General features: G+C 42.1%; 22 protein-coding genes. 6 read left to right on the top strand and 16 right to left on the bottom strand.

Annotated elements, in window-relative coordinates:
• Positions 1-3: 3 nt before the first annotated feature.
• From RB151_RS07445 to flgB, 5 genes are read right to left on the bottom strand one after another with little or no spacing between them, the layout of a single operon-like run.
• Positions 4-759, bottom strand: coding sequence for a flagellar basal body rod protein FlgF (locus tag RB151_RS07445; protein WP_042844263.1), 756 nt, complete (start codon positions 757-759; stop codon positions 4-6).
• Between the two features lie 15 nt (positions 760-774).
• Entirely contained in the window at positions 775-1,995 is a 1,221-nt protein-coding gene (flgE, locus tag RB151_RS07440) for a flagellar hook protein FlgE (RefSeq protein ID WP_048606790.1), read from the bottom strand.
• Between the two features lie 27 nt (positions 1,996-2,022).
• Positions 2,023-2,880, bottom strand: coding sequence for a flagellar hook assembly protein FlgD (locus RB151_RS07435; protein ID WP_048606788.1), 858 nt, complete (start codon positions 2,878-2,880; stop codon positions 2,023-2,025).
• A 12-nt stretch (positions 2,881-2,892) separates the two neighbouring features.
• A complete protein-coding gene (flgC, locus tag RB151_RS07430) occupies positions 2,893-3,297 on the bottom strand; it encodes a flagellar basal body rod protein FlgC (protein ID WP_042844266.1) in 405 nt (134 codons plus the stop codon).
• A 5-nt stretch (positions 3,298-3,302) separates the two neighbouring features.
• Positions 3,303-3,716 carry a flagellar basal body rod protein FlgB gene (gene flgB / locus RB151_RS07425; protein ID WP_042844268.1) on the bottom strand — a complete coding sequence of 138 codons (414 nt, stop codon included), beginning with the start codon at positions 3,714-3,716 and terminating at the stop codon, positions 3,303-3,305.
• A 208-nt stretch (positions 3,717-3,924) separates the two neighbouring features.
• On the opposite strand from flgB, the gene flgA reads away from it, so the two are divergent.
• The 3 genes from flgA to RB151_RS07410 all read left to right on the top strand — a co-directional run bounded on the left by flgA (position 3,925) and on the right by RB151_RS07410 (position 5,626).
• On the top strand, positions 3,925-4,593 hold the full coding sequence (flgA, locus tag RB151_RS07420; protein WP_042844269.1) for a flagellar basal body P-ring formation chaperone FlgA: 669 nt from the start codon (positions 3,925-3,927) through the stop codon (positions 4,591-4,593).
• Between the two features lie 280 nt (positions 4,594-4,873).
• Positions 4,874-5,176: a flagellar biosynthesis anti-sigma factor FlgM gene (gene flgM / locus RB151_RS07415; RefSeq protein WP_042844270.1), complete on the top strand. Its 303-nt coding sequence runs from the start codon at positions 4,874-4,876 to the stop codon at positions 5,174-5,176.
• Positions 5,177-5,185: 9 nt separating this feature from the next.
• Entirely contained in the window at positions 5,186-5,626 is a 441-nt protein-coding gene (locus RB151_RS07410) for a flagella synthesis protein FlgN (RefSeq protein ID WP_042844271.1), read from the top strand.
• A 369-nt stretch (positions 5,627-5,995) separates the two neighbouring features.
• Here the strand turns inward: RB151_RS07410 and flhA are convergent, their stop codons facing one another.
• Both flhA and flhB read right to left on the bottom strand, forming a co-directional pair.
• Positions 5,996-8,095 carry a flagellar biosynthesis protein FlhA gene (gene flhA, locus RB151_RS07405; RefSeq protein ID WP_042844272.1) on the bottom strand — a complete coding sequence of 700 codons (2,100 nt, stop codon included), beginning with the start codon at positions 8,093-8,095 and terminating at the stop codon, positions 5,996-5,998.
• Entirely contained in the window at positions 8,088-9,239 is a 1,152-nt protein-coding gene (gene flhB, locus RB151_RS07400; protein WP_042844273.1) for a flagellar biosynthesis protein FlhB, read from the bottom strand. The genes flhA and flhB overlap by 8 nt, the downstream gene beginning before the upstream one ends.
• A 198-nt stretch (positions 9,240-9,437) precedes the next feature.
• Here flhB and RB151_RS07395 point away from each other — a divergent pair, with 198 nt between their 5' ends.
• The 3 genes from RB151_RS07395 to RB151_RS07385 are packed head-to-tail and all read left to right on the top strand — an operon-like array spanning position 9,438 to position 10,525.
• Positions 9,438-9,644 (top strand): type II toxin-antitoxin system CcdA family antitoxin, encoded by a 207-nt coding sequence (locus RB151_RS07395; protein WP_071548836.1) that lies wholly within the window; start codon positions 9,438-9,440, stop codon positions 9,642-9,644.
• On the top strand, positions 9,644-9,952 hold the full coding sequence (locus RB151_RS07390; RefSeq protein WP_048606785.1) for a CcdB family protein: 309 nt from the start codon (positions 9,644-9,646) through the stop codon (positions 9,950-9,952). Before RB151_RS07395 ends, RB151_RS07390 begins: the two co-directional genes overlap by 1 nt.
• A gap of 15 nt (positions 9,953-9,967) precedes the next feature.
• Positions 9,968-10,525 carry a hypothetical protein gene (locus RB151_RS07385; protein ID WP_071547928.1) on the top strand — a complete coding sequence of 186 codons (558 nt, stop codon included), beginning with the start codon at positions 9,968-9,970 and terminating at the stop codon, positions 10,523-10,525.
• Positions 10,526-10,545: 20 nt separating this feature from the next.
• On the opposite strand, the gene RB151_RS07380 is transcribed toward RB151_RS07385, so the two are convergent.
• From RB151_RS07380 to cheA, 9 genes are all read right to left on the bottom strand, one after another.
• Positions 10,546-10,845, bottom strand: a complete 300-nt coding sequence (locus RB151_RS07380; protein WP_042844276.1) for a helix-turn-helix transcriptional regulator — start codon at positions 10,843-10,845, stop codon at positions 10,546-10,548.
• Between the two features lie 216 nt (positions 10,846-11,061).
• Positions 11,062-11,700, bottom strand: a complete 639-nt coding sequence (locus RB151_RS07375; RefSeq protein ID WP_042844277.1) for a protein phosphatase CheZ — start codon at positions 11,698-11,700, stop codon at positions 11,062-11,064.
• A 24-nt stretch (positions 11,701-11,724) separates the two neighbouring features.
• Positions 11,725-12,117: a chemotaxis response regulator CheY gene (cheY, locus tag RB151_RS07370; RefSeq protein WP_034782834.1), complete on the bottom strand. Its 393-nt coding sequence runs from the start codon at positions 12,115-12,117 to the stop codon at positions 11,725-11,727.
• Positions 12,118-12,156: 39 nt separating this feature from the next.
• The gene (locus RB151_RS07365; RefSeq protein ID WP_042844278.1) at positions 12,157-13,224 is read right to left on the bottom strand and encodes a protein-glutamate methylesterase/protein-glutamine glutaminase; all 1,068 of its coding nucleotides are present in this window, start codon (positions 13,222-13,224) and stop codon (positions 12,157-12,159) included.
• Positions 13,224-14,060 carry a CheR family methyltransferase gene (locus tag RB151_RS07360; RefSeq protein ID WP_042844279.1) on the bottom strand — a complete coding sequence of 279 codons (837 nt, stop codon included), beginning with the start codon at positions 14,058-14,060 and terminating at the stop codon, positions 13,224-13,226. The genes RB151_RS07365 and RB151_RS07360 overlap by 1 nt, the downstream gene beginning before the upstream one ends.
• 150 nt (positions 14,061-14,210) lie before the next feature.
• Positions 14,211-15,779, bottom strand: a complete 1,569-nt coding sequence (locus RB151_RS07355; protein WP_042844281.1) for a methyl-accepting chemotaxis protein — start codon at positions 15,777-15,779, stop codon at positions 14,211-14,213.
• 116 nt (positions 15,780-15,895) lie between these two features.
• Positions 15,896-17,581: a methyl-accepting chemotaxis protein gene (locus RB151_RS07350; RefSeq protein ID WP_042844282.1), complete on the bottom strand. Its 1,686-nt coding sequence runs from the start codon at positions 17,579-17,581 to the stop codon at positions 15,896-15,898.
• A 104-nt stretch (positions 17,582-17,685) separates the two neighbouring features.
• On the bottom strand, positions 17,686-18,183 hold the full coding sequence (gene cheW, locus RB151_RS07345; RefSeq protein WP_042844283.1) for a chemotaxis protein CheW: 498 nt from the start codon (positions 18,181-18,183) through the stop codon (positions 17,686-17,688).
• A 16-nt stretch (positions 18,184-18,199) separates the two neighbouring features.
• Positions 18,200-20,266 (bottom strand): chemotaxis protein CheA, encoded by a 2,067-nt coding sequence (gene cheA, locus RB151_RS07340; RefSeq protein ID WP_042844284.1) that lies wholly within the window; start codon positions 20,264-20,266, stop codon positions 18,200-18,202.
• Positions 20,267-20,362 lie beyond the last annotated feature (96 nt).

Raw genomic sequence — 20,362 nt, 5'->3', positions numbered from 1 at the left:
AATTTAGCTGACGGCAAGCAATTGGTTTGCCCGCTGTGCATTTTCATCAGCACTACGGACTACTTTCATTTGCATTTCAAAATGCCTTGCATTGGCAATCATGGAAACCATGGCTTCAGCAGCATTAACGTTACTTCCCTCAATCACACCAGCGGTAACGATAGCGCGCTCACTTTGTGGAAGCACATTGCCATTAGCCGCTTGGCCTTGAGGTGATAAATGAAATAACCCATCTTCCCCACGAAGTAGGTCTTGTGGCTGTGCTTCAACCACTTTTAAACGGCCAATCTGCCCTAGCATCGTTGGGGGGTCGGTCGCCAATAGCGCTGTCACTGTGCCGTCTGTGCCGATAGTTAATTCGGCATTCGGCGGAACATTAATAGGACCACCATCCCCTTGTAAACGACGCTCGCCAATCATTAACTCACCTTCACTCGAAACCTGAATATTACCGTTACGCGTGTAGGCTTCGCTGCCATCGGCAAGTTCAACAGCCAAAAAGTGCTTGTCATTTAACGCCACATCTGTTGACTTGCCTGTATAGTTCAGTGGCCCTTGGCTCATATCTGCACCGGGTGTTGAGGCAACGACCAGTGTCCTTGTTGGTTCGCTGTCCCCGTTAATGGGCACAGCACGCATTGCCGATAGTTGTGCTTTAAAGCCCGCCGTTGACACATTAGCAATGTTATTTGAAACAACCGCTTGGTTTTCAAGCGCATGACGCGCCCCACCCATGGCAGTATAAATGACGTGATCCATGCCCACCCTCTCGGTTTATCGTAAATTAACCAATGTTTGTAACATTTGATCTTGCGTTTTGATGGTCTGCGCATTGGATTGATAATTACGCTGCATCACAATCATACTGATCAACTCTTGGCTCATGTCCACGTTAGAAGACTCCAGCGCACCACTGGTTAATTTGCCGTATTGCCCTACACCTGGGACACCATCCATTGGGTTACCTGAAGCATTTGAAGAAGCCCAAACGTTACCACCTTGAGAAACTAAACCATTCGGGTTAGCAAAAGCAGACAGCGCAACTTGCCCTACCACACGTTTTTGTTGGTTAGAATAATTCGCAGTAATTAAACCGTTATCTTCAATTTTAAACGTGGTGTATTCACCGGCAGGAAAGCCATCTACATCAATAGCACTGACCGAGGATTCACTGACTTTCTGTTGGCGAGTTTTACTCAGATCGACATTTAACGTTCCATTATCCGCCCCATTTAACCCGTTATAAGCAAAGGCAAATGTGGCTTTATCAGCGTCTTTTAGCTTGCCGTTGCCGTCAAACTCTAATTCACCTAATTTTTTAGCTTCTGTGTCGTTAGTATCTTTTGCATAAGCCGTCCAGTTATTGTCAGACTCTTTGACAAAATACACTGAAATTTCGTGAGTATTACCTTGACTATCAAATGCAGTCATTGTGGTACTGAAATTATAAGTTGCTGAATCATCAGGTTTTGTTATATCAAACTTTTTATCTTTAACTTTATCTTCTGAATTAAGGTTAACTGTCAGTTTGGCTAAGTCTGATTTTTTAGCATCCATCATATCGGTTGGAATGTTAATTCCCGCAGGAACACCACCACTTTGAATAGTGACATTACCGTCCTCATCAACACCTGCCGGATAACCTGTGACGATCATGCCTTGGTTGTTCACTAAGTTACCGCTTTTATCACGTAAAAACTGGCCATCACGGCTATAGTAAATATCGCCATTTTTGTCTTGCACACGGAAAAAACCATTGCCAGAAATAGCGACATCCGTTGGTCTATCCGTACGTGTGATAGGGCCATCTTTAAAATTTTGTGTTACTGCTGCAACATTAACACCCAGACCAACGCCTGATCCTGCGAACATATCGGCAAAAGAGGTTGTCGCCCCTTTAAAACCATTGGTCGCGGAGTTGGAAATATTATTACCAATTGAATCCAGCCCCGCTGATGCTGCATTTAAGCCACTGACTGCTTGTGAAAAAGACATATTTTCTCCATGAGTATTGGGGATAAATTAAGATGAAGGATAAACTTTGAAGATGCTGCTCAGGGGGACACTTTGCCCAATACCAACATCTAATAATGGTGCGTCAGAACCTGGGGTCACGCCGTTGACGCGGGTATAACCTAGTTTTGTGACTTCAACTTCGGCTCCGGCTCTGACGGCTTTCACATCAAAGTAATATTTCCCTTTTGTATCTGCCACTAGATTTCCTTTATTGTCGCGACCATCCCAAGCCATATCATAAATATCGGGTTTGACTTCGGTATCATAAGTAATGGTGCGTACCACCATTCTGTTTTTATCGCGAATAGTAATTTCAACGTTATCTGCCAATTTCGGCAAAAAGAAACCAAACGGAGATGAGATAAATTCGGACTGTGGTTCTTCGCTGCCGCCTTCATCACCCATCACACTTTTATCACTCAGTGCAAAGTTTGAAGGACTATCAGGGCTAATCCCCTCATCCGGTAATGGATTTGAAGGTTTAATGATTGAACTATCTTCGCCAGTGCTCTCTTTTTTAAGTGGCGCTAAAATAATTTCGTTGCGAGGAATAAGAACACCTTTGCCAACAAGCTGAGTGGCTTGTAATGATTGCCCTGAACCGATTTGTTGGGAAATACCACTAACACTATCACTTAGCTTATTCATACTCTCAAGCGTTGCGATTTGTGCCAATTGACTGGTCAAGTCGGTATTTTCCATAGGGTTAGTAGGGTCTTGGTTTTGCATCTGTGTGACAATCATCTTTAAAAATGTGTCACGCATATCATCACTTTGACTTTTCTTTGGCACATTACTGGCAGCCGGCTCTGGACCGGCTGTAGTATTATCCAAAGAGTCGTACATTGTGGCGGCAATTCCCATTACAAACCTCCCTTACTGGCCTATTGTTAATGTCTTTTGCAATAACGTTTTTGCCGTATTCATCACTTCAAGGTTGGCTTGATAACTCCGAGAAGCCGAAATGGTGTTGATCATCTCCCCGACCATGTCGACATTTGGCATTTGCACATAACCTTTTTCATCAGCCAGTGGATGGCCAGGCTTATATTCCATACGCGGCGGTGCGGGGTCTTCAATGAGTTCACTCACACGCACACCACCCACTTCATTGCGCCCTTGTGGTGCCATTTGAAAGACCACTTGCTTTGCACGATACGGCTGCCCGTCCGGTCCTGCGACGCTTTCAGCGTTTGCCATGTTGCTTGCACTGACATTTAAACGCTGAGACTGCGCTGTTAATGCAGAAGCAGAAATATCAAAAATACTCAGTAACGCCATGCTTATTACCCTTGCTGTAGAACAGCCAACATACTTTTAACGCGGCTATTAATAAATGTGAGATCAGCCTGATATTTCAGGGTATTATCAGCGAATTGACTACGTTCAATATCCATATCTACCGTATTACCATCCATCGATGTCTGATAAGGAACACGGTATTTCAAGTCTAAATTTGGCGCTTTAATGCCTCGTCCTTCGATATGGCCTTTAGCTGTCACGGCAAGGGTGACGCCCTTTGAACCAACGACACCTTTGTCCATTGCTTGTTGAAGTTGACGATTAAAGTCAATATCACGTGCTTGATAGCCCGGAGTATCCGCATTTGCGATGTTTGAAGCCAAAACAGTCTGTCTTGCTTCGCGTATTGATAACGCCTGCTGCTGAAAAGCAAACGTGGCATTTAATTTATCAATCATGATGGCCCTCAATGGAAATAAAGCGACTCCTGAATCTGAACATTCGCTCATATAATTTAAAATTCGACCTGCATATCTTAGCCGTCTACTAAAAAATCTAATGGCAAGATAAAGGCAAAATAATTGACCTATTTGGCTCATTCATTATTAAAGACCTGCGTAAACTGCAATCGTGAAAAAGTTTGCTTACCAAGGAGGCTATCCCTACATGCGTTATCGTCAAAAGCTGCCATTTAGCATTGTAATTAGTGTATTAGGGTTAACCATTAGCCTTGCTCAAGCTTCATTACCTCAAGATATCAATCACTATTTCCGCCAAATTCACGGTAAAAAAAACCAAGTTTCTATTGAGATCAAAACGCCGATTGAACGTTGGCCAAGCTGTGAGAAACCCCAAATCAGTCCACCTATTGGGGGCAGAAATATGGGAAATGTATCTATTCCAGTGCAGTGTGGTAAGAAAAAACAATTTATTCAGCTAATTGTGAATGTGACGGGGCAATATTTCGTTGCAACACGTAATATAAATCGTGGTGAATCTATTGAGTTTGTGGATATTGGCAGTAAAAAAGGCTTATTACATAAGCTTCCCGCTGGAGCGAGTACTGATAAAATGGCACTACGCGGCGCAATAGCACTTCGTAATATCCCAGCGGGGCAAACATTTACCAAATCGATGATCCGGCTCCCTTGGGCAATAAAAGCAGGTCAAACCGTATTTGTCTTTGCTAATGGGGAAAATTTTTCAGTGAAATACGAAGGAAGAGCCATTAATAATGCCACCATTGGGCAAAATATTCGTGTAAGATTACTCAATGGTCAAGTAGTCAATGGGTTAGCACAAGAGAATGGCAGTGTTAATATCGCATTAAAATAAATGCCATCAAGACCGAATATGACGAGTCTGTACTTAATGTCAACTCACTCAAAATGAACCTTTATTCTAAATAGTTCAAGTCGCATCAAGGCGACAAGTGAATGAGTCGCTAGGAGCTTACATAAGTAAGTGACTAGTGCGAATGAGCGTAAGTTAACGTAGAGGCGGCTTGAAATATGACGAATAAAGGCAATATTTTGTAACACTATAAAGACTAAAGATCCCACAAAATACGCCGATAACTCTCATATGATAAAAATCGGGAACAGGAAAACACATTATGGCTATTGAGCAAACACCTGCAATTTCTGCGCTAACTCAGGTAACAAACCGTGACCCACAAGATACGGCTACCCCGATGCGCGATAAAAAAATTTCGACAAATGAAATCATTAAAGAAAGTACATTTGTCCCGAGTGAGCTGCAAAAAAAATTATTACAGCCCCAAGCTAGCGATATTAACAGCGCTAAAGTTGAACAAATTAAACAAGCTATCAAAGATGGCACCCTGAAAATGGATGCAGAAAAGATTGCTGATGGCATTTTACGTGATGCACATGAGTGCATGTTATCAATGAAATAAATAACTACCATGACTGATGAACTATTAATCTTGCTAGAACAGCAACATGCTCATTTACAATCATTGCAAATCGTGATGAAAAATGAGGAACTACTATTAGGTTACCAGCGTGTTCCGCCTTCGCCTTTTCAGGAAACGACTGAACAAAAACGTTTCCTTGTTGCGGCGATAGGCCATGGGGAGACCCAGCGGCTACAACTCGAATCACAAGCAGAAATTACCGCGCCTTATGAAGGTAATACTGAATTAGCCAGTGTATGGGAAGCGATTAAAGTATTAACAACCAGCTTAAAAGAATTAAACTATCGCAACCACCAAATGCTGCAATTACATATAGAACTCAATGCTCAACGCCTAAACTTTGTAAAGAAACACAATAACCAATCCACTTATGGTGCTGATGGTTTAGAATCAAAACGCCCTGTTTTAGGTAAAAAAATTTCGATTTAAACTGTGTTCTGCCTAGTTCAAAAACCCTTTTTTATCATCTCAAAGCCTATCAGACAGCTTACTCAATGACCTGATATAGCTTCAACATTAAGTCGACTAAAGGAAACCTACCGCCATTTAACCGACCTGCTGGCTATACCCTGATATGCAGCCCATCTAAGAAGCCTCTGATAAAGGCCTAATTCAGTTCCCCTCATAAACAAATTGGTTCATTTTAATCAGCTATCAAATGCGAAAAGGCCACTCGAATAAGAGTGACCTTGCATACTTTCTTTACGCTTTAACGTGGGTTCAAATACACGCCTTCGGTATATGCCTTAAAACAATGACATACCTATCCTACTGGCCATATAGGTTGGCGCAACAGGGTTAGCTACCACTAATCATCGAAGTCATTCTAATCTTACGGTGGTCAGTCATTTCTAAATTAGACATCACCACTAACTGCGGCAAACTTCGGCGTAAGAAACGCGATAAAATTAGGCGTAAAGCATGGTTAACTAATAACACTGTAGGAGCCCCCATCGCTTCTTGGTGAGAAATTGCTTGTTCTGCTTGAGTTTGAATAAACTGCGCAAGGTTAGGCTCTAAGCCCCCACCATTTTTGGCCGCTTGCAATAAAATTTGTTCAAGCCCCGCATCTAAACCAATAACTTGAATTTCTTCTGCATTACCAAACCACTGTTGAGTAATAGCGCGGCCTAATGCAATTCTCACTTGCGAAGTTAAATAGTCCGTGTCTTTTTGCTCGCCATTTTCCCCCGCCATTTCTGCTAGTGTTTCAATAATGGTACGCATATCGCGGATCACTACGTCTTCCATTAATAAATTCTGTAGAACACGGTGCAAAATTGTTAATGAGATGGTATCGGGGATCAGGTCATCAGCCAGTTTTGGCATCTCTTTTTTCACTCGGTCATATAACATTTGTGCTTCTTGGCGACCAAATAACGTGCTTGAGTTTTGCAATAAAATTTGATTGAAATGCGTTGCTACCGCGGTACTCGCAGACACTACCGTATAGCCTTGAATTTGCGCTTGCTCACGTAAATCATCATCAATCCAAACGGCAGGTAAACCAAATGCAGGTTCTTTAGTCTCATCACCTTGCAATGACCCCGCCGCATTACCAGGGTCGATAGCAAGACTACGCCCCGGTTGTGCTTCACCACGCCCAACTTCAGCGCCTTTAATTAAAATACGGTATTCACATGGGGAAAGTGCTAGGTTGTCACAAATATGGACAACAGGGGGCAAATAGCCTACTTCTTGAGCGAATTTCTTACGTAAACCACGAAGGCGACCCAGCAATTCACCTTGCTGCTCACTGTCAACGAGCGGTATCAATCGATACCCGACCTCCATCGCTAACAAGTCTTCTAATTGAACATCATCCCACGTTGCTTCAACAACTTTGTTCGCTTCTTGAAAATGTTGTGCTTGGTTGTTGTCCCCCGCGGCATTTTCCGGTTGCTGAGCTTTACGAACTAGATACCAACCCAATGCCGCTAACGCTGCAGTAAACAACAGGAAAACAAAGTTAGGCATTCCAGGTATTAAACCTATTAGCCCAAGGACCCCTGCACTGAGCCACATCACTCGCGGGTTATTGAAGAGTTGGTTAACCATCTGTTCACCCACATCTTCATCCGTTGCAACACGAGTGACGATAACCCCTGCCGCGGTCGAAATAATTAATGCCGGAATTTGGGCGACTAAACCATCACCGATGGTTAACAAGGTATAGGCACTGGTCGCATCCCCCAGAGACATATTATGTTGACCGACCCCAACAATTAAGCCTCCAATCACGTTAATCACCATAATCATGATCCCCGCGATAGCATCGCCACGGACGAACTTACTCGCCCCGTCCATTGAACCGTAAAAATCAGCTTCTTGGGTTACTTCGGCACGGCGTTTTTTCGCTTCGTCATCACTAATGATGCCAGCATTGAGGTCTGCGTCGATAGCCATTTGCTTACCCGGCATACCATCAAGTACGAAGCGTGCGCCCACTTCCGCAATGCGCCCCGCACCTTTAGTGATAACCATAAAGTTAATTAATACTAGGATGATAAATACCACAATACCGATAGCAAAATTACCGCCGACTAAAAAGTGGCCAAATGCTTCAACGACTCGCCCTGCTGCGTCTGGCCCTGTATGACCATCAAGTAAAATAATCCGCGTAGAAGCAATGTTAAGGGAAAGACGTAACAATGTGGCGAATAACAAGATGGTTGGAAACGCGGCAAAATCGAGGGTCCGTTTAGTGAACATCGCCACTAGCAATACCATGATGGAAAGTGCGATATTAAAAGTAAACAATAAATCCAATAAAAATGCCGGCAATGGCAGTACCATCATCGACAAAATCAATAAGATAAGAACCGGACCCGCAAGTATTTGCCACTGCGTTCCTTGTAAGTTTTTCGGCAATTTTAAAAGTGAAGCCAAATTAGCCATCTCGATTGTTATCTCCAGCAAAGTCCAGTGTTGGTGGCACTGGTAAATTTTTCGGTTTTTTCGGTCTGAGCCCACCTTCACGACGCCAGCGACGTAATTGGTAAACCCATGCTAAAACTTCTGCTACCGCAGCATATAAGGCAACAGGGATACTTTGTCCTATCTCTGCATGGCGATATAATGCACGTGCTAAGGGCGGTGCTTCTAACTGCAATATTCGGTGTTCTTCACCGATTTCTTTAATACGTTGAGCAAAAACCCCAGCGCCTTTTGCTAATACTTTTGGCGCTCCCATTCTTTTATCATCATATTTTAGCGCCACCGCATAATGGGTTGGGTTGGTGACTATCACATCCGCATTGGGGACATCCGCCATCATCCTATTACGCGCGATAGCACGTTGCTGCTGGCGAATTTTGGCTTTTATCTGGGGGTCACCCTCTTGCTGTTTAAATTCATCTTTGATTTCTTGGCGGCTCATTCTTAATTTTTTCAAATGAGAGCGAAATTGGTAAAACACATCAAACGCCACCATTGGGATCAGTAAAAAGACAATTAAGTAGCCAGCAAAAATTACTTTTTGTAGTGCATTACTAAGGGCGGTAATCGGTGATTCCATCACTAAATGCAGCAATGATGGCCAACTTTCCCATAAAAATATAAAGGCCCCTAACCCAACAAATAACGATTTCAAAATTGCTTTAAATAGCTCAGATAATGCATTCATTGAAAAAATACGTTTTAACCCTTTCAACGGGTTAAGTTTTTTCAAATCAAACTTAATCAATTTGCTATTAAATACTAGCCCGCCCACCAGTGACGAAGCCGAAATCCCAACGAGCGCCAACCCACCAATCACCGGAAGTAAAGCAAATAATGCCTCACTAACGACCCTAGCTAAGTAGCTGATCATTAAGCCCGTATTTTGTAAATAATGCCCATCAAAAATAAACCCTTGGCGAGCTATTTGTCTTAGTTGAGTTGCCAGATGCCCACCACTTAGCCACAGTAAGCTAATACCCGCTAACATCATCATTAACGAGCTCAATTCCTTTGAACGAACTATTTGCCCATCATCTTTGGCTTTCTGCTTTTTATGGGGAGTGGGTTCTTCTGTTTTTTCTACATCACTCTCGTCGGACACATCTGTTCCATCATTTTAAAATACGAGTTATCGCATAGCATGACAGAGTGTAAGAAAATCAATGGTGGAAAATAGACACACTTCGAGGGGGTTATTTGCCCATTGAGCAATAAGCCAGCAATCTTGCGAATAGCTTCGCAAACATGAGCGCTCACTGAAGATAATCCTATATTTCGTATTAATAAAGAATAAAAAAATATCAGTGTCACTGTAACGCCTGAGCTCTGCGAACAAGCATGGCGGGCTAAACTCAACTTATCTGCAATACTAACTTGTGCCTTACAAGCTGAATTAAAACGCCTAGAAGCACAAAAGTGGAAAAATGAAAATATCGAAGGTTTTAACCAGTTAAATAGGATCAATGAAGAATACGGATTACTCTCAGATAAATACAAGGGTTTTTAATGCAATATTGCCTCTATCAAAATCGAGAAGATACAGTCAAACACCCATATTTACTGGACATTCAAAGTAATATTATTGATATATTGAATACTCTTTTAGTCATCCCGTTATTCGATAGCAGGCTAGTTAAAAAGCCATTACCTACTTGCCTTAACCCCCAGTTATTTAGCAACGGGCAGGTGTTTGTTTTAATGACACACCAAATGGCTTGCGTCCCTCATTCATTATTAGGGAAAGAAATCGTTGACTTGAACTGCCAACAAAACACGATTAAACACGCAATTGACTTACTTATTGATGGCTTTTAACAATAAAAGGTTATTATGGATATTTGTCATCTTGTTGCCCCTGATGTTCCCTTAGAAGATGCCCCTAAGCATGCGCAGCACATACTTAATTGGCTAAAGCAACAAGGCATTATTGACCCACATTTTCAACATATTGAATATGGTGAAGTTATTTATCGCCCAACGCCCGCCTATAAAGAGCCGATTCTCTATGTTGTCAATGATGAGATAGTACCGACTCAATTACCTGAAGAGACATTAAAAAACTATTTAACTATCGTCACCGAACGCACCGTATTCCACGCAGGGGGAAATGGTCTTGGTATTTATTGCCCACAATGCGCCAAAGAACAAAGTGAACATAGTAACGCATGGGGCGATACCGTTTCCGATTGGTACGAAGGGAGACCTGAAATTCTTGGGTGTTTTAATTGCAACTTCAATGCCCCACTTTCCGGTTGGAATTTTGACCCACAATGGGCTTTTGGAAATTTAGGTTTTAGCTTCCATAATTGGGACATACAAGACTGCTTTATCGACCAACTAGAACAGGTGCTCGGCAGCAAAATCATCACGGTATATCAGCATGATTAATATTCGCTGTACCTTTCAACTTATTTGACCGTGACGCTCAGTGAAAGGCGCATGCCTAATGCATCTGCATACTTTAGTAATGTGCCAAGCTTAGGGTCAAATTGCCCTTTTTCTAAACGTGAAATATTTTGCTTTTGCGTTTTCATTTTTTCAGCGATTTGGACTTGGGTTAAATTATTGGCAATGCGGGCTAATTTAAGCTGGTTAATCATCTCTTTGCGTATTTCTAATTCTATATAAGGTGATTCAATATCAGTCTCATTATGTTGTTCTGTTTCAGTGTCCCTGACTATAGTAGAGATTAAATCGTTATTTATCATTACAATACCCCCTATACTCTAAATAACTCAAGTTAGCGCTAGCCAATAAATGAACTCGTCGATAAAGCCTCTATCAACAAAGTGACTAAGGTGAATAAATGTAGTCAACAGCGCAGCCGCTTGCAGTCTGATGAAGATATAATTCAACTAAATTGAAGCTACTCTAGCAGGATGACTATTAGGGTAGCTCCATAAACAAAGGCTTAAAATGTTCGGTTAGAAACCGAGTTCATCAAGAAGATCATCAACCTGTGACTGTGATGCCATTACGTTCACACCTTCTTTATTAATTTGAGGCCCATTGAGCAAACCTTCATTTTGCGTTTTGACGCGCATTTCTGGTGGCGTATTCTCCATCAACAAAGCCAGTAATTGTTTTTCCGCTTCTTCAACAACTTCCATCATTTTTTTGATGACTTGCCCTGTTAAATCTTGGAAATCTTGCGCCATCATAATTTCAAGTAGTTCAGCTTTAGTCGTTTCGCTGTCTTGGATCACTTGGCTTAAAAATGCCTCTGTTGATTGTCGCAATTGAGCCGGGACAGCATCATTTTCCGCTTCTTGCCATTGCTGTTGTAACGCTTGTGCGTTTTTATTCATATCAACTTGTAATGGCTTGATAACATCAATGCCATTTAACGTTTTTTCTGCTGCTTGCGCAGTCATTTGGGCAATATAACGTAACCTATCTTTACCATCAGGAATGCTGGCAACCGCCTGTTGAACACTTTTTTCAAGACCAAGCTCTCGCATGCTCTCTCTTAGCGTTCTCATTAAGGTACCAATCCGCGTAATGACTTGTTTTAAATCATCATTACCATTGCGATTGCTCCCGATACCACACTGTTCTGTCATGACAATCTCCTTTGGTATACGCGTTTATTGCAGACCCATTTTTTCAAAAACTTTATTTAATTTTTCTTCCAAGATAGCTGCGGTAAACGGCTTAACCACATAACCACTTGCTCCTGCTTGTGCGGCTGCAATAATATTTTCCTTTTTGGCTTCTGCGGTGACCATTAGAACTGGAATATGTTTCAGGGCATCATCACCACGGATAGTTTTAAGCAGTTCTAAACCATCCATATTTGGCATGTTCCAATCTGCAACAACAAAATCGATATTGCCTGTGCGGATCTTCTCTAATGCATCAACGCCGTCTTCTGCTTCTTCTATTTTATTAAACCCGAGCTCTTTTAATAAGTTACGGACGATACGACGCATTGTAGAAAAATCATCGACAACCAAAAAACTGAGATCTTTAGCGGCCATAACCACTCCTTCAAAAAACAATTGTGAATTTCTGCATCGTTAAACCGACACAGAAGAAAGTCTTGCTAAAACGCTAGGGGCAATTTTAAGAATATCTTGCACCTCATCCGCCGCATCCATTTCTATCGCAGCACGCGGCATACCAAATACAACGCAACTACTTTCGTTTTGCGCATAAGTGATAGCCCCCTGCTGGCGTAAATTAAGTAGCCCTTTTGCCCCATCCATTCCCATTCCTGTCAGCAAAATGCCAATACATTTTCGGCCAACACACTGGGCAACAGAATCAAATAACACATCAACAGATGGGCGATGGCGGTTAACCGGCTCACTCTGTTGCAAAATGACTTGAAAACCTTTGCCTTTATCTGCAATTAGCATATGTGAGTCGCCAGGAGCAATGTACGCATGGCCTTTTTGCAGCAATTCGTTGTGTTCCGCTTCTTTGACTGTCAACACGCAAAGTTTATTTAGTCTTTCAGCAAACGAGCGAGTAAACCCTGCGGGCATATGCTGGGTGATCACTACGGGCGGGCACTCTTTAGGGAGCATTTCAAGAAATTGACGTATCGCCTCTGTCCCCCCAGTCGATGCACCAACCGCAATGACTCGGCTATTACAAACATATGGAGACAAAGCTTTAGCCTGTGAAATCGGCTCTGTAACTTTTTTCTCTGCACGCGTAAAACGACTGCGCTGTGTAATTTTTGACATCGCCGCTGCACGAATTTTTTCACCAATCACATCGCGATAACTGATCATCGTTTCACGGATACCAATTTGCGGTTTGGTGACAAAATCTACCGCGCCTAATTCCAATGCTTTTAACGTCACTTCGGAACCTTTAGAGGTTAATGTCGAAACCATGACGACGGGCATTGGGTGTAAACGCATTAATTTTTCTAAGAAATCAATACCATCCATACGTGGCATTTCGACGTCTAACGTAATGACATCAGGCTCATGTTGTTTAATTAAGTCACGTGCAACATAAGGATCTGGTGCGGTATCCACCACTACCATGTCTTCATGACTATTAATAATTTCGCGCATTAATTGACGCATCAGTGCTGAGTCATCCACACATAGCACTTTAATTTTTTTCATTACCCCCTCCTCGCAGCTTGCAAGCTGTAGACGGTTTGCCCTTTAATCACAAAACTTTGCGATAACTGAGATAAATTTTCTGAATGTCCAATAAATAACAAACCATCTGGCTTAAGCAATGGAACAAAACGCTCTAGCATTTTCATTTGCATTTCTTTATCAAAATAAATCATGACATTACGGCAAAAAATAGCGTCAAAACGATGCTGTAATTGCCAGTCATGGTCGCTAAGATTTAAGTAACGAAATTCAATCATTTGCCGTAATGCGGGTTTCACTCGGGCATAGCCATCAAACTCACCAACACCTTTCATAAAATAGCGCTGTCGCTGTAATGCACTTAGGTTCTTCAACTCTTCAATGCGGTATACACCCTGCTTAGCTCTTTCCAAGACTTCAGTGTCAATATCACTAGCAATCACTTTGGCATTAACAGCATTAGGCCCCAGAACATCACTCAGTGTCATGGCGATAGAGTAGGGTTCCTCACCAGTCGAAGAAGCTGCACACCAAACATTAATAGGGCTGTTTTTCCGTGTACGGATAAACTCCGCCAGCGTCACAAAATGATGCGGTTCGCGGAAAAAGGCCGTTAAATTGGTGGTTAAAGCATTTACAAAAGCTTGCCACTCTGGATGCTGAGGTTCACGCTCTAACATCCGCAAATAATCCGAAAAATTGCCGATATTACAATCCCTTAACCTCTTTAATAGCCGGTTATAGACCATATTTTTTTTATTCATGGTAAGGACAATGCCTGATTTTTTATGAATAAATCGACAAACCCGACTAAACTCATCATCAGTCAGTGGTTCCACCTGTGGTACAAAAAGCATCGTACTTGTCGTCCTATTCAATAAAAACCCAGAAGCAGCCGGATATTCAGGCTGCTCTTGATGGCGGAGGAAATGAAAATTGTGTTTCACTTCCTCAGCCGAAAACCAATAAATTGATTCACTTAAAACTGTAAATTAAAACTCATCTACTCAACGTCGAATTCGCTGAGTCCCATTTTCGGGGAGTTCAAAGAACGCAACGGTATCAACTAAGTTGTTGGCCTGATCTTCTAAGGCAGCAGTAGCACTAGTAGATTGTTCCACTAAAGCTGCGTTTTGCTGGGTGACAAGATCCATTTGGCTTACAGCGGTAGCTACTTGCTCAATACCCCGACTTTGTTCATTTGAGGCTGAAGCAATATTTCCCATCAATTCAGTAACTTGGTTAACAGCTGCAACCAACTCACTCATTGTGGTACCCGCTTCATTCACTAATTGAGAACCTTGACTTACACGGCCCACGGACTCATCAATAAGAGTTTTAATTTCTTTGGCGGCTTCGGCACTGCGCTGGGCTAAGGCCCTAACCTCCCCTGCAACAACAGAGAAACCTCGCCCTTGTTCACCCGCTCGCGCAGCTTCAACAGCAGCATTTAGCGCTAAGATGTTAGTTTGGAAGGCAATACCATCAATCACACTAATAATGGCACTGATTTTTTGAGAGCTGTTTGCAATCGACGTCATGGTATCGATGACATCTTCTGTAATTTCGCCCCCTTTCGTTGCCGTCTTAGAAGCACTCACCGCCAATTCACTCGCCTGACGCGCGTTGTCTGCGTTTTGCTTAACCGTTGCTGTCAGCTCTTCCATACTAGCCGCCGTTTCTTCCAAAGATGCGGCTTGCTGCTCAGTACGTGAGGATAAGTTATTATTGCCTAAAGCAATTTCGCGGATACCCGTATACATTTGGTCGGTATTTGAACGCAGCGCTGTCACTGATGTGACTAAAGACTCTTGCATTTGCTTTAACTTGCCAAAAACCTCGCCAATTTCATCACCCGTTTTCACTTCGATAGTTTGGTTTAATTTCCCATCTGCGACTAATGCAAAGTGTTCTCCCATACTTTTAAGAGGAGTGATTACCTTGCGTTTCATCCAATAGTGGGCAAATGCGATGACTACTATGATGATCACGATAACAGAGATAAATGAGCTCCAAGCGAAGGTGTTGTACATCCTTGCCGCAGATAAAGACTCTTCATTCTCGATTTTCAGTAAATCGAGGTAATCGCGAATCCCTGCTTCAAGTTGTTCTTGGTTTTCTTGAGCGGGTAAGGCAATGTAAGCTGGAACATCTTTATTATCTAAATGCGTTTTTAACGCTTTTAATGTGATAACAAAAGCTTGGTACCTTTCATCCAGCGCCGCGAGGTTCTCTTCTTCACTAAGGATTGGCTGGTTTTTAAATTCGGTGTAATCTTTAGCCGCTTCCGCTAGTAAATTATCGAATGTCACCTGTGTTTCTTCTATCAGAGGCTCATGCCCCCCAACTTTATTCAGTAATGCAATTTGCGTCAGGCTGTTACGTGCCTGCATTAAGTGTTTATTCGTTTCTTCTAATAGTGCACGCTTATTTGACCCTAAATCGATGCGTTCCAATGAATTTAATTCACTAACAACTATTCCAACAGAAACCCCGCTAGACACGATCTGCATCCCACAAAATAAAATGAGAAGTAGATATAAACTCACTGAAATCCGGATATTTTTACCAAACATTGAAATCCCCACTTGTGCCAGCTAAGAGAACTGATCGCCTAATACATTGCCTTGTTTTCTAATGCACAGAAACGCTGCAAAACCGAAGCTTTGCAGCGTAAAACTGAGCTTAATCGTTAGAAAGTTTCCCAATTGTCATCATCTTTATGTTCCTTCGATGATATTTTTGTTAAATCCGGCGTTTTAACGATATTCGAAACCGTTCTTTCTGCCGGTTTAATATTACGTATTTCACTTTGTTTTAATGGTGGTAAGCGGAAGATAGAAATCAATTGCGACAGTTTCGCGACTTGTTCTTCCAATACATTGGCAGCAACTGCCGATTGCTCAACTAAAGACGCGTTTTGCTGTGTGACTTTATCCATTTCGGCTACGGCGATGCTGACTTGGGCAATCCCTTTGCTTTGCTCATCGGAAGCCGTTGCAATATGAGTCATAATGTCTGTCACACGGGTAACCGATTCGACAATTTTAGTCATTGTCTCACCTGCGTCTTCGGCTTGGCGTGCCCCGGTATCCGTTCTTGATACTGAATCTTCAATAAGCGTTTTAATTTCTTTTGCCGCATCCGCACTACGCTGAGCTAAGTTACGCACTTCATCGGCAACGACTGCAAACCCGCGCCCATGCTCACCCGCTCGTGCAGCTTCTACTGCTGCATTCAATGCTAAGATATTGGTTTGGAAGGCAATGCTGTCAATGACGGCGGTAATATCAGAAATTTTTTGCGAGCTATCCGCAATGTTCAACATGGTACTCACCACATTGGAAACAACCTTACCGCCCTCTTTCGCAATAACCGATGCTTGGCTAGCAAATTCACTGGCTTGATGTGCATACTCAGTGTTTTGTTTCACCGTTGCCGTCAGCTCACTCATACTGGCAGAAGTCTCTTCCAAGCAAGCTACTTGTTGCTCTGTTCGTGCAGATAAATCATTATTACCCGCAGCAATCTCAGTAGTGCCTTGGTAAATAGTTTCGCTACCATCCAATACGCCACGCACCGTATTAATCAACTCCTGCTGCATGTGCTGGACACCATTCGCCAACTCACCAATTTCATTGTTCGCCGTTGTGGTTATATTTGGCGTCAAATCCCCTGAAGCAAAGACTTGAATTCGTTGATTTAATAAACTGAGAGGTTCAATAATTCCCTTACGAACATAGCGATAACTGAAGAATCCAATAAAGGCTAACGCAATCGATAACGTCATCAACATATATAATGACTGGCGATAATTATTGTCTGCATTTACGACTTCGGCTTGAAAGTCAGAGGAGATATCAGCAAAGTATGCGTTAAATTGCTCTTCAAATTTCACTTGATGCCCTGAGGTTCTATGGGCATAAAAACCTTCTAAATCACCTTTTTCTGCATATTCACCTAGCTTAATTAGTGCATTTCGGTAGGTTTCATAAGTGTTAAAAAGCTGTTCAAATTTGGCTTTATCATAATCCGAACTTTGCATTAGCTTCTTATAACGGTCATAAGCACCATCCGCCGCTTTGAAGTTATTTTTCGCAGCCTTAATCAGCTCTTCATTGGTGGCATCGTCTTGAATTTTGCGCCCTTCTAATAAATAAGCGTTAATTGACCGATTTAAATTAGCTCGAGCTTGTAATAAATTAACCCAACTTTCTGTTAAGACTTGCCTTTGGCGTTGTAATGAATTCAAGTAATTTATACTGTCGCTGTTATCGCCCAGTTTGGTAAACATCAAACCACTGGATACCAGCTGCAGTAAAATAAAGATAAAAATGACGGACAAAAGTCCTGATACGATTTTAATTCGACTGTACATGACGTTTTACTAACATAATTTTGTTGTATTTTGGATATCGGTCATCAAGCCAAAAACTTTAGCCAATGACTTATTATTATTTGCACAAATAGTTAGGCTGAGAATTACTCAGCCATGCTGTCAATTAGTGCCATTTCATCGCTTGTTAGTAACTTTTCAATATCGACTAATATCAACATACGGTCATTAACTGTCCCAAGACCTGTTAAATATTGTGTCGATAAGGTCACAGCAAAATCAGGTGGCGGTGCGATTTGTTCTTCATTTAATACCAGCACATCAGAAACACCATCCACAACAATTCCAACGACTCGGTCTTTTAAATTCACCACAATGACAACGGTATTATCGTTATACACCACGTTTTCGTGGGAGAATTTCACGCGTAAATCAATAATAGGGATAATCACACCACGTAAATTGGTCACGCCCTTAATAAAATCTGGTGTATTCGCGATACGAGTAACCTGCTCATAGCCACGAATTTCCTGCACTTTTAAAATTTCAATGCCGTACTCTTCTTCACCTAAAGTGAAAATAAGATAGCCTTCGCCGTTCTTTTCTTCTTCGTGTTTATTTAAATCATCATCTAACATAGACATGGTGTATGGCCTCTATTTAGTGCACGACAGGTTGAGAAACCTGTTGTTTCTTTTTAATCAAAATGCTGTTATTCATTCTTTGCAGCTCGGCCACATCTAAAATCAATGCAACAGAGCCATCGCCCATAATTGTTGCTGCAGAAATACCTGGGATCTTGCGATAATTACTTTCAATATTTTTCACCACCACTTGTTGTTGTCCTACTAGCTTGTCAACTAATAAGGCAAAGCGATGACCTGCATTTTGGATAATCAACACAATGCTGTTATCTAAATGGCGTTCAGCCCCGTCAATTGAAAAAACATTATGTAATTCAACGAGTGGTAAGTATTCTCCACGCACAAGCAACATTTTTTCTTCACCCGCTAAACGGTAAATATCTTCCTGACGTGGTTGTAATGTGCTGATGATGGCGCTTAACGGCACGATAAATACGTCTTCCGCAACTTTTACGGACATACCATCGAGAATAGCCAAAGTTAAGGGGAGTAAAATACGGATGATTGTCCCTTTACCTTCGGTGAAACCTATCTGAATACGCCCTCCCATGTCTTGAATGTTCCGCTTAACAACATCCATTCCAACACCCCGACCAGAGACATCCGTCACGACCTCAGCAGTTGAAAAACCGGGTGCCATAATCAGCATGGCTACTTCATCATTGCTCATCCCGTCATGCACATTCATGCCTTGAGACTTGGCTTTTGCCAAAATGCGTTCACGGTTTAACCCCGCACCATCATCACGAACTTCAATGCAAATATTGCCGCTCTGATGTGCCGCAGCCAACGTTAATGTGCCAGCTTCTGGTTTACCATTGGCTAACCGAACTTCTGGTTTTTCAATTCCGTGATCAAGACTATTGCGTACCAAATGATTTAGCGGGTCAACAATCCGCTCTATTAAGCTTTTATCTAGCTCCGTGGAGCTACCTTCCACTTTGAGTTCGATTTTTTTGCCTAATTTCGATGCAATATCGCGTACCATGCGAGGAAAACGGCTAAAGACATAATCCATTGGCATCATGCGAATAGACATAACAGATTCTTGTAATGCCCGTGAATTCCGCTCTAATTGCACAATCGAACTTAATAAATCGCTGTATTCGTTTTGGTCTACTTGCTGGCTATGTTGCGTCAACATAGATTGGATAATGACTAGCTCGCCAACTAAGTTAATCAGTTGGTCAACTTTTTCGACTGCAACACGAATACTGCTAGAGTCCCCTTTGGGTTTAGCTACAGCAGGTTTTTTCGATGTATTCGTTGTTACAGCAGTAGCCGGTGATGTGGCTACTGGCTTAGTTTCTTCCTTCGGCTCAACAACGTTGGCGTTGGCTTGGTTGTCAGGTTCACTAGCAGTGATTTTTTCAGGAGCAACAGCCTGGCAGTCGCTAAAAGAGACCGTTTGATGAGTAATTTGTGACTCGTCAACCACAAAACATAATACGCCACAAATATCATCAATATCTGTATTAGTTCCAAGCCAAGCCTGTAGGCTATCAGCGGTTTTTTCAGTGTGGTACAGATTGCCAAATAAACTTAATTCATCGGCAAGTAAATCAACTTCACTTTCTTTTAGTTGATTTAATGTGATCATAAAATAGTGTGAAAACTCGCCTTGTGACGTGGCCGTTTCAGCAATCTCAGTTTCAACTAATTGTTCCGTTTGCGATGGAGCTAGCTCAGTGACCTCCTCAGCATGGTTTTCAACCCGGCTAAGGACCTCGCAAATCCGCTTAAATGTTTCCTCATCAGGTAAAGAATCATTTTTATACGCATCTAACTGTGACGCCATTACATCTTTTGCATCAAGAAATACGTCAATGATGTCAGGTGTGAGCGTTAACTCATCATGACGCGCTTTATCCAGCAAGTTTTCCAATGTATGAGTGGTGTTTTGCAACTGAGTGAAACCAAAGGTTGCAGCTCCTCCTTTTATTGAATGGGCACTGCGGAAAATGGCATTTAGCTGTTCGCTGTCCGGGTCAAAAGGATCAAGCTCAAGTAAATGTTGTTCCATATCCCTGAGCAACTCATCGGCTTCATCGAAAAATGTTTGATAAAACTCGGTAATATCCATGGTTTTTATCCAGTTTCGCTTAGGTTTCACTTAACGCTGTCTGCCGGAATGACCGGCAGACAACTAAACAAATCATGTAATAAATTCAAATTACTA

It is taken from the genome of Providencia rettgeri (assembly GCF_001874625.1).
Classification (GTDB): Bacteria; Pseudomonadota; Gammaproteobacteria; order Enterobacterales; family Enterobacteriaceae; genus Providencia; species Providencia huashanensis.
This window is presented reverse-complemented; position numbering and strand designations above follow the sequence as displayed.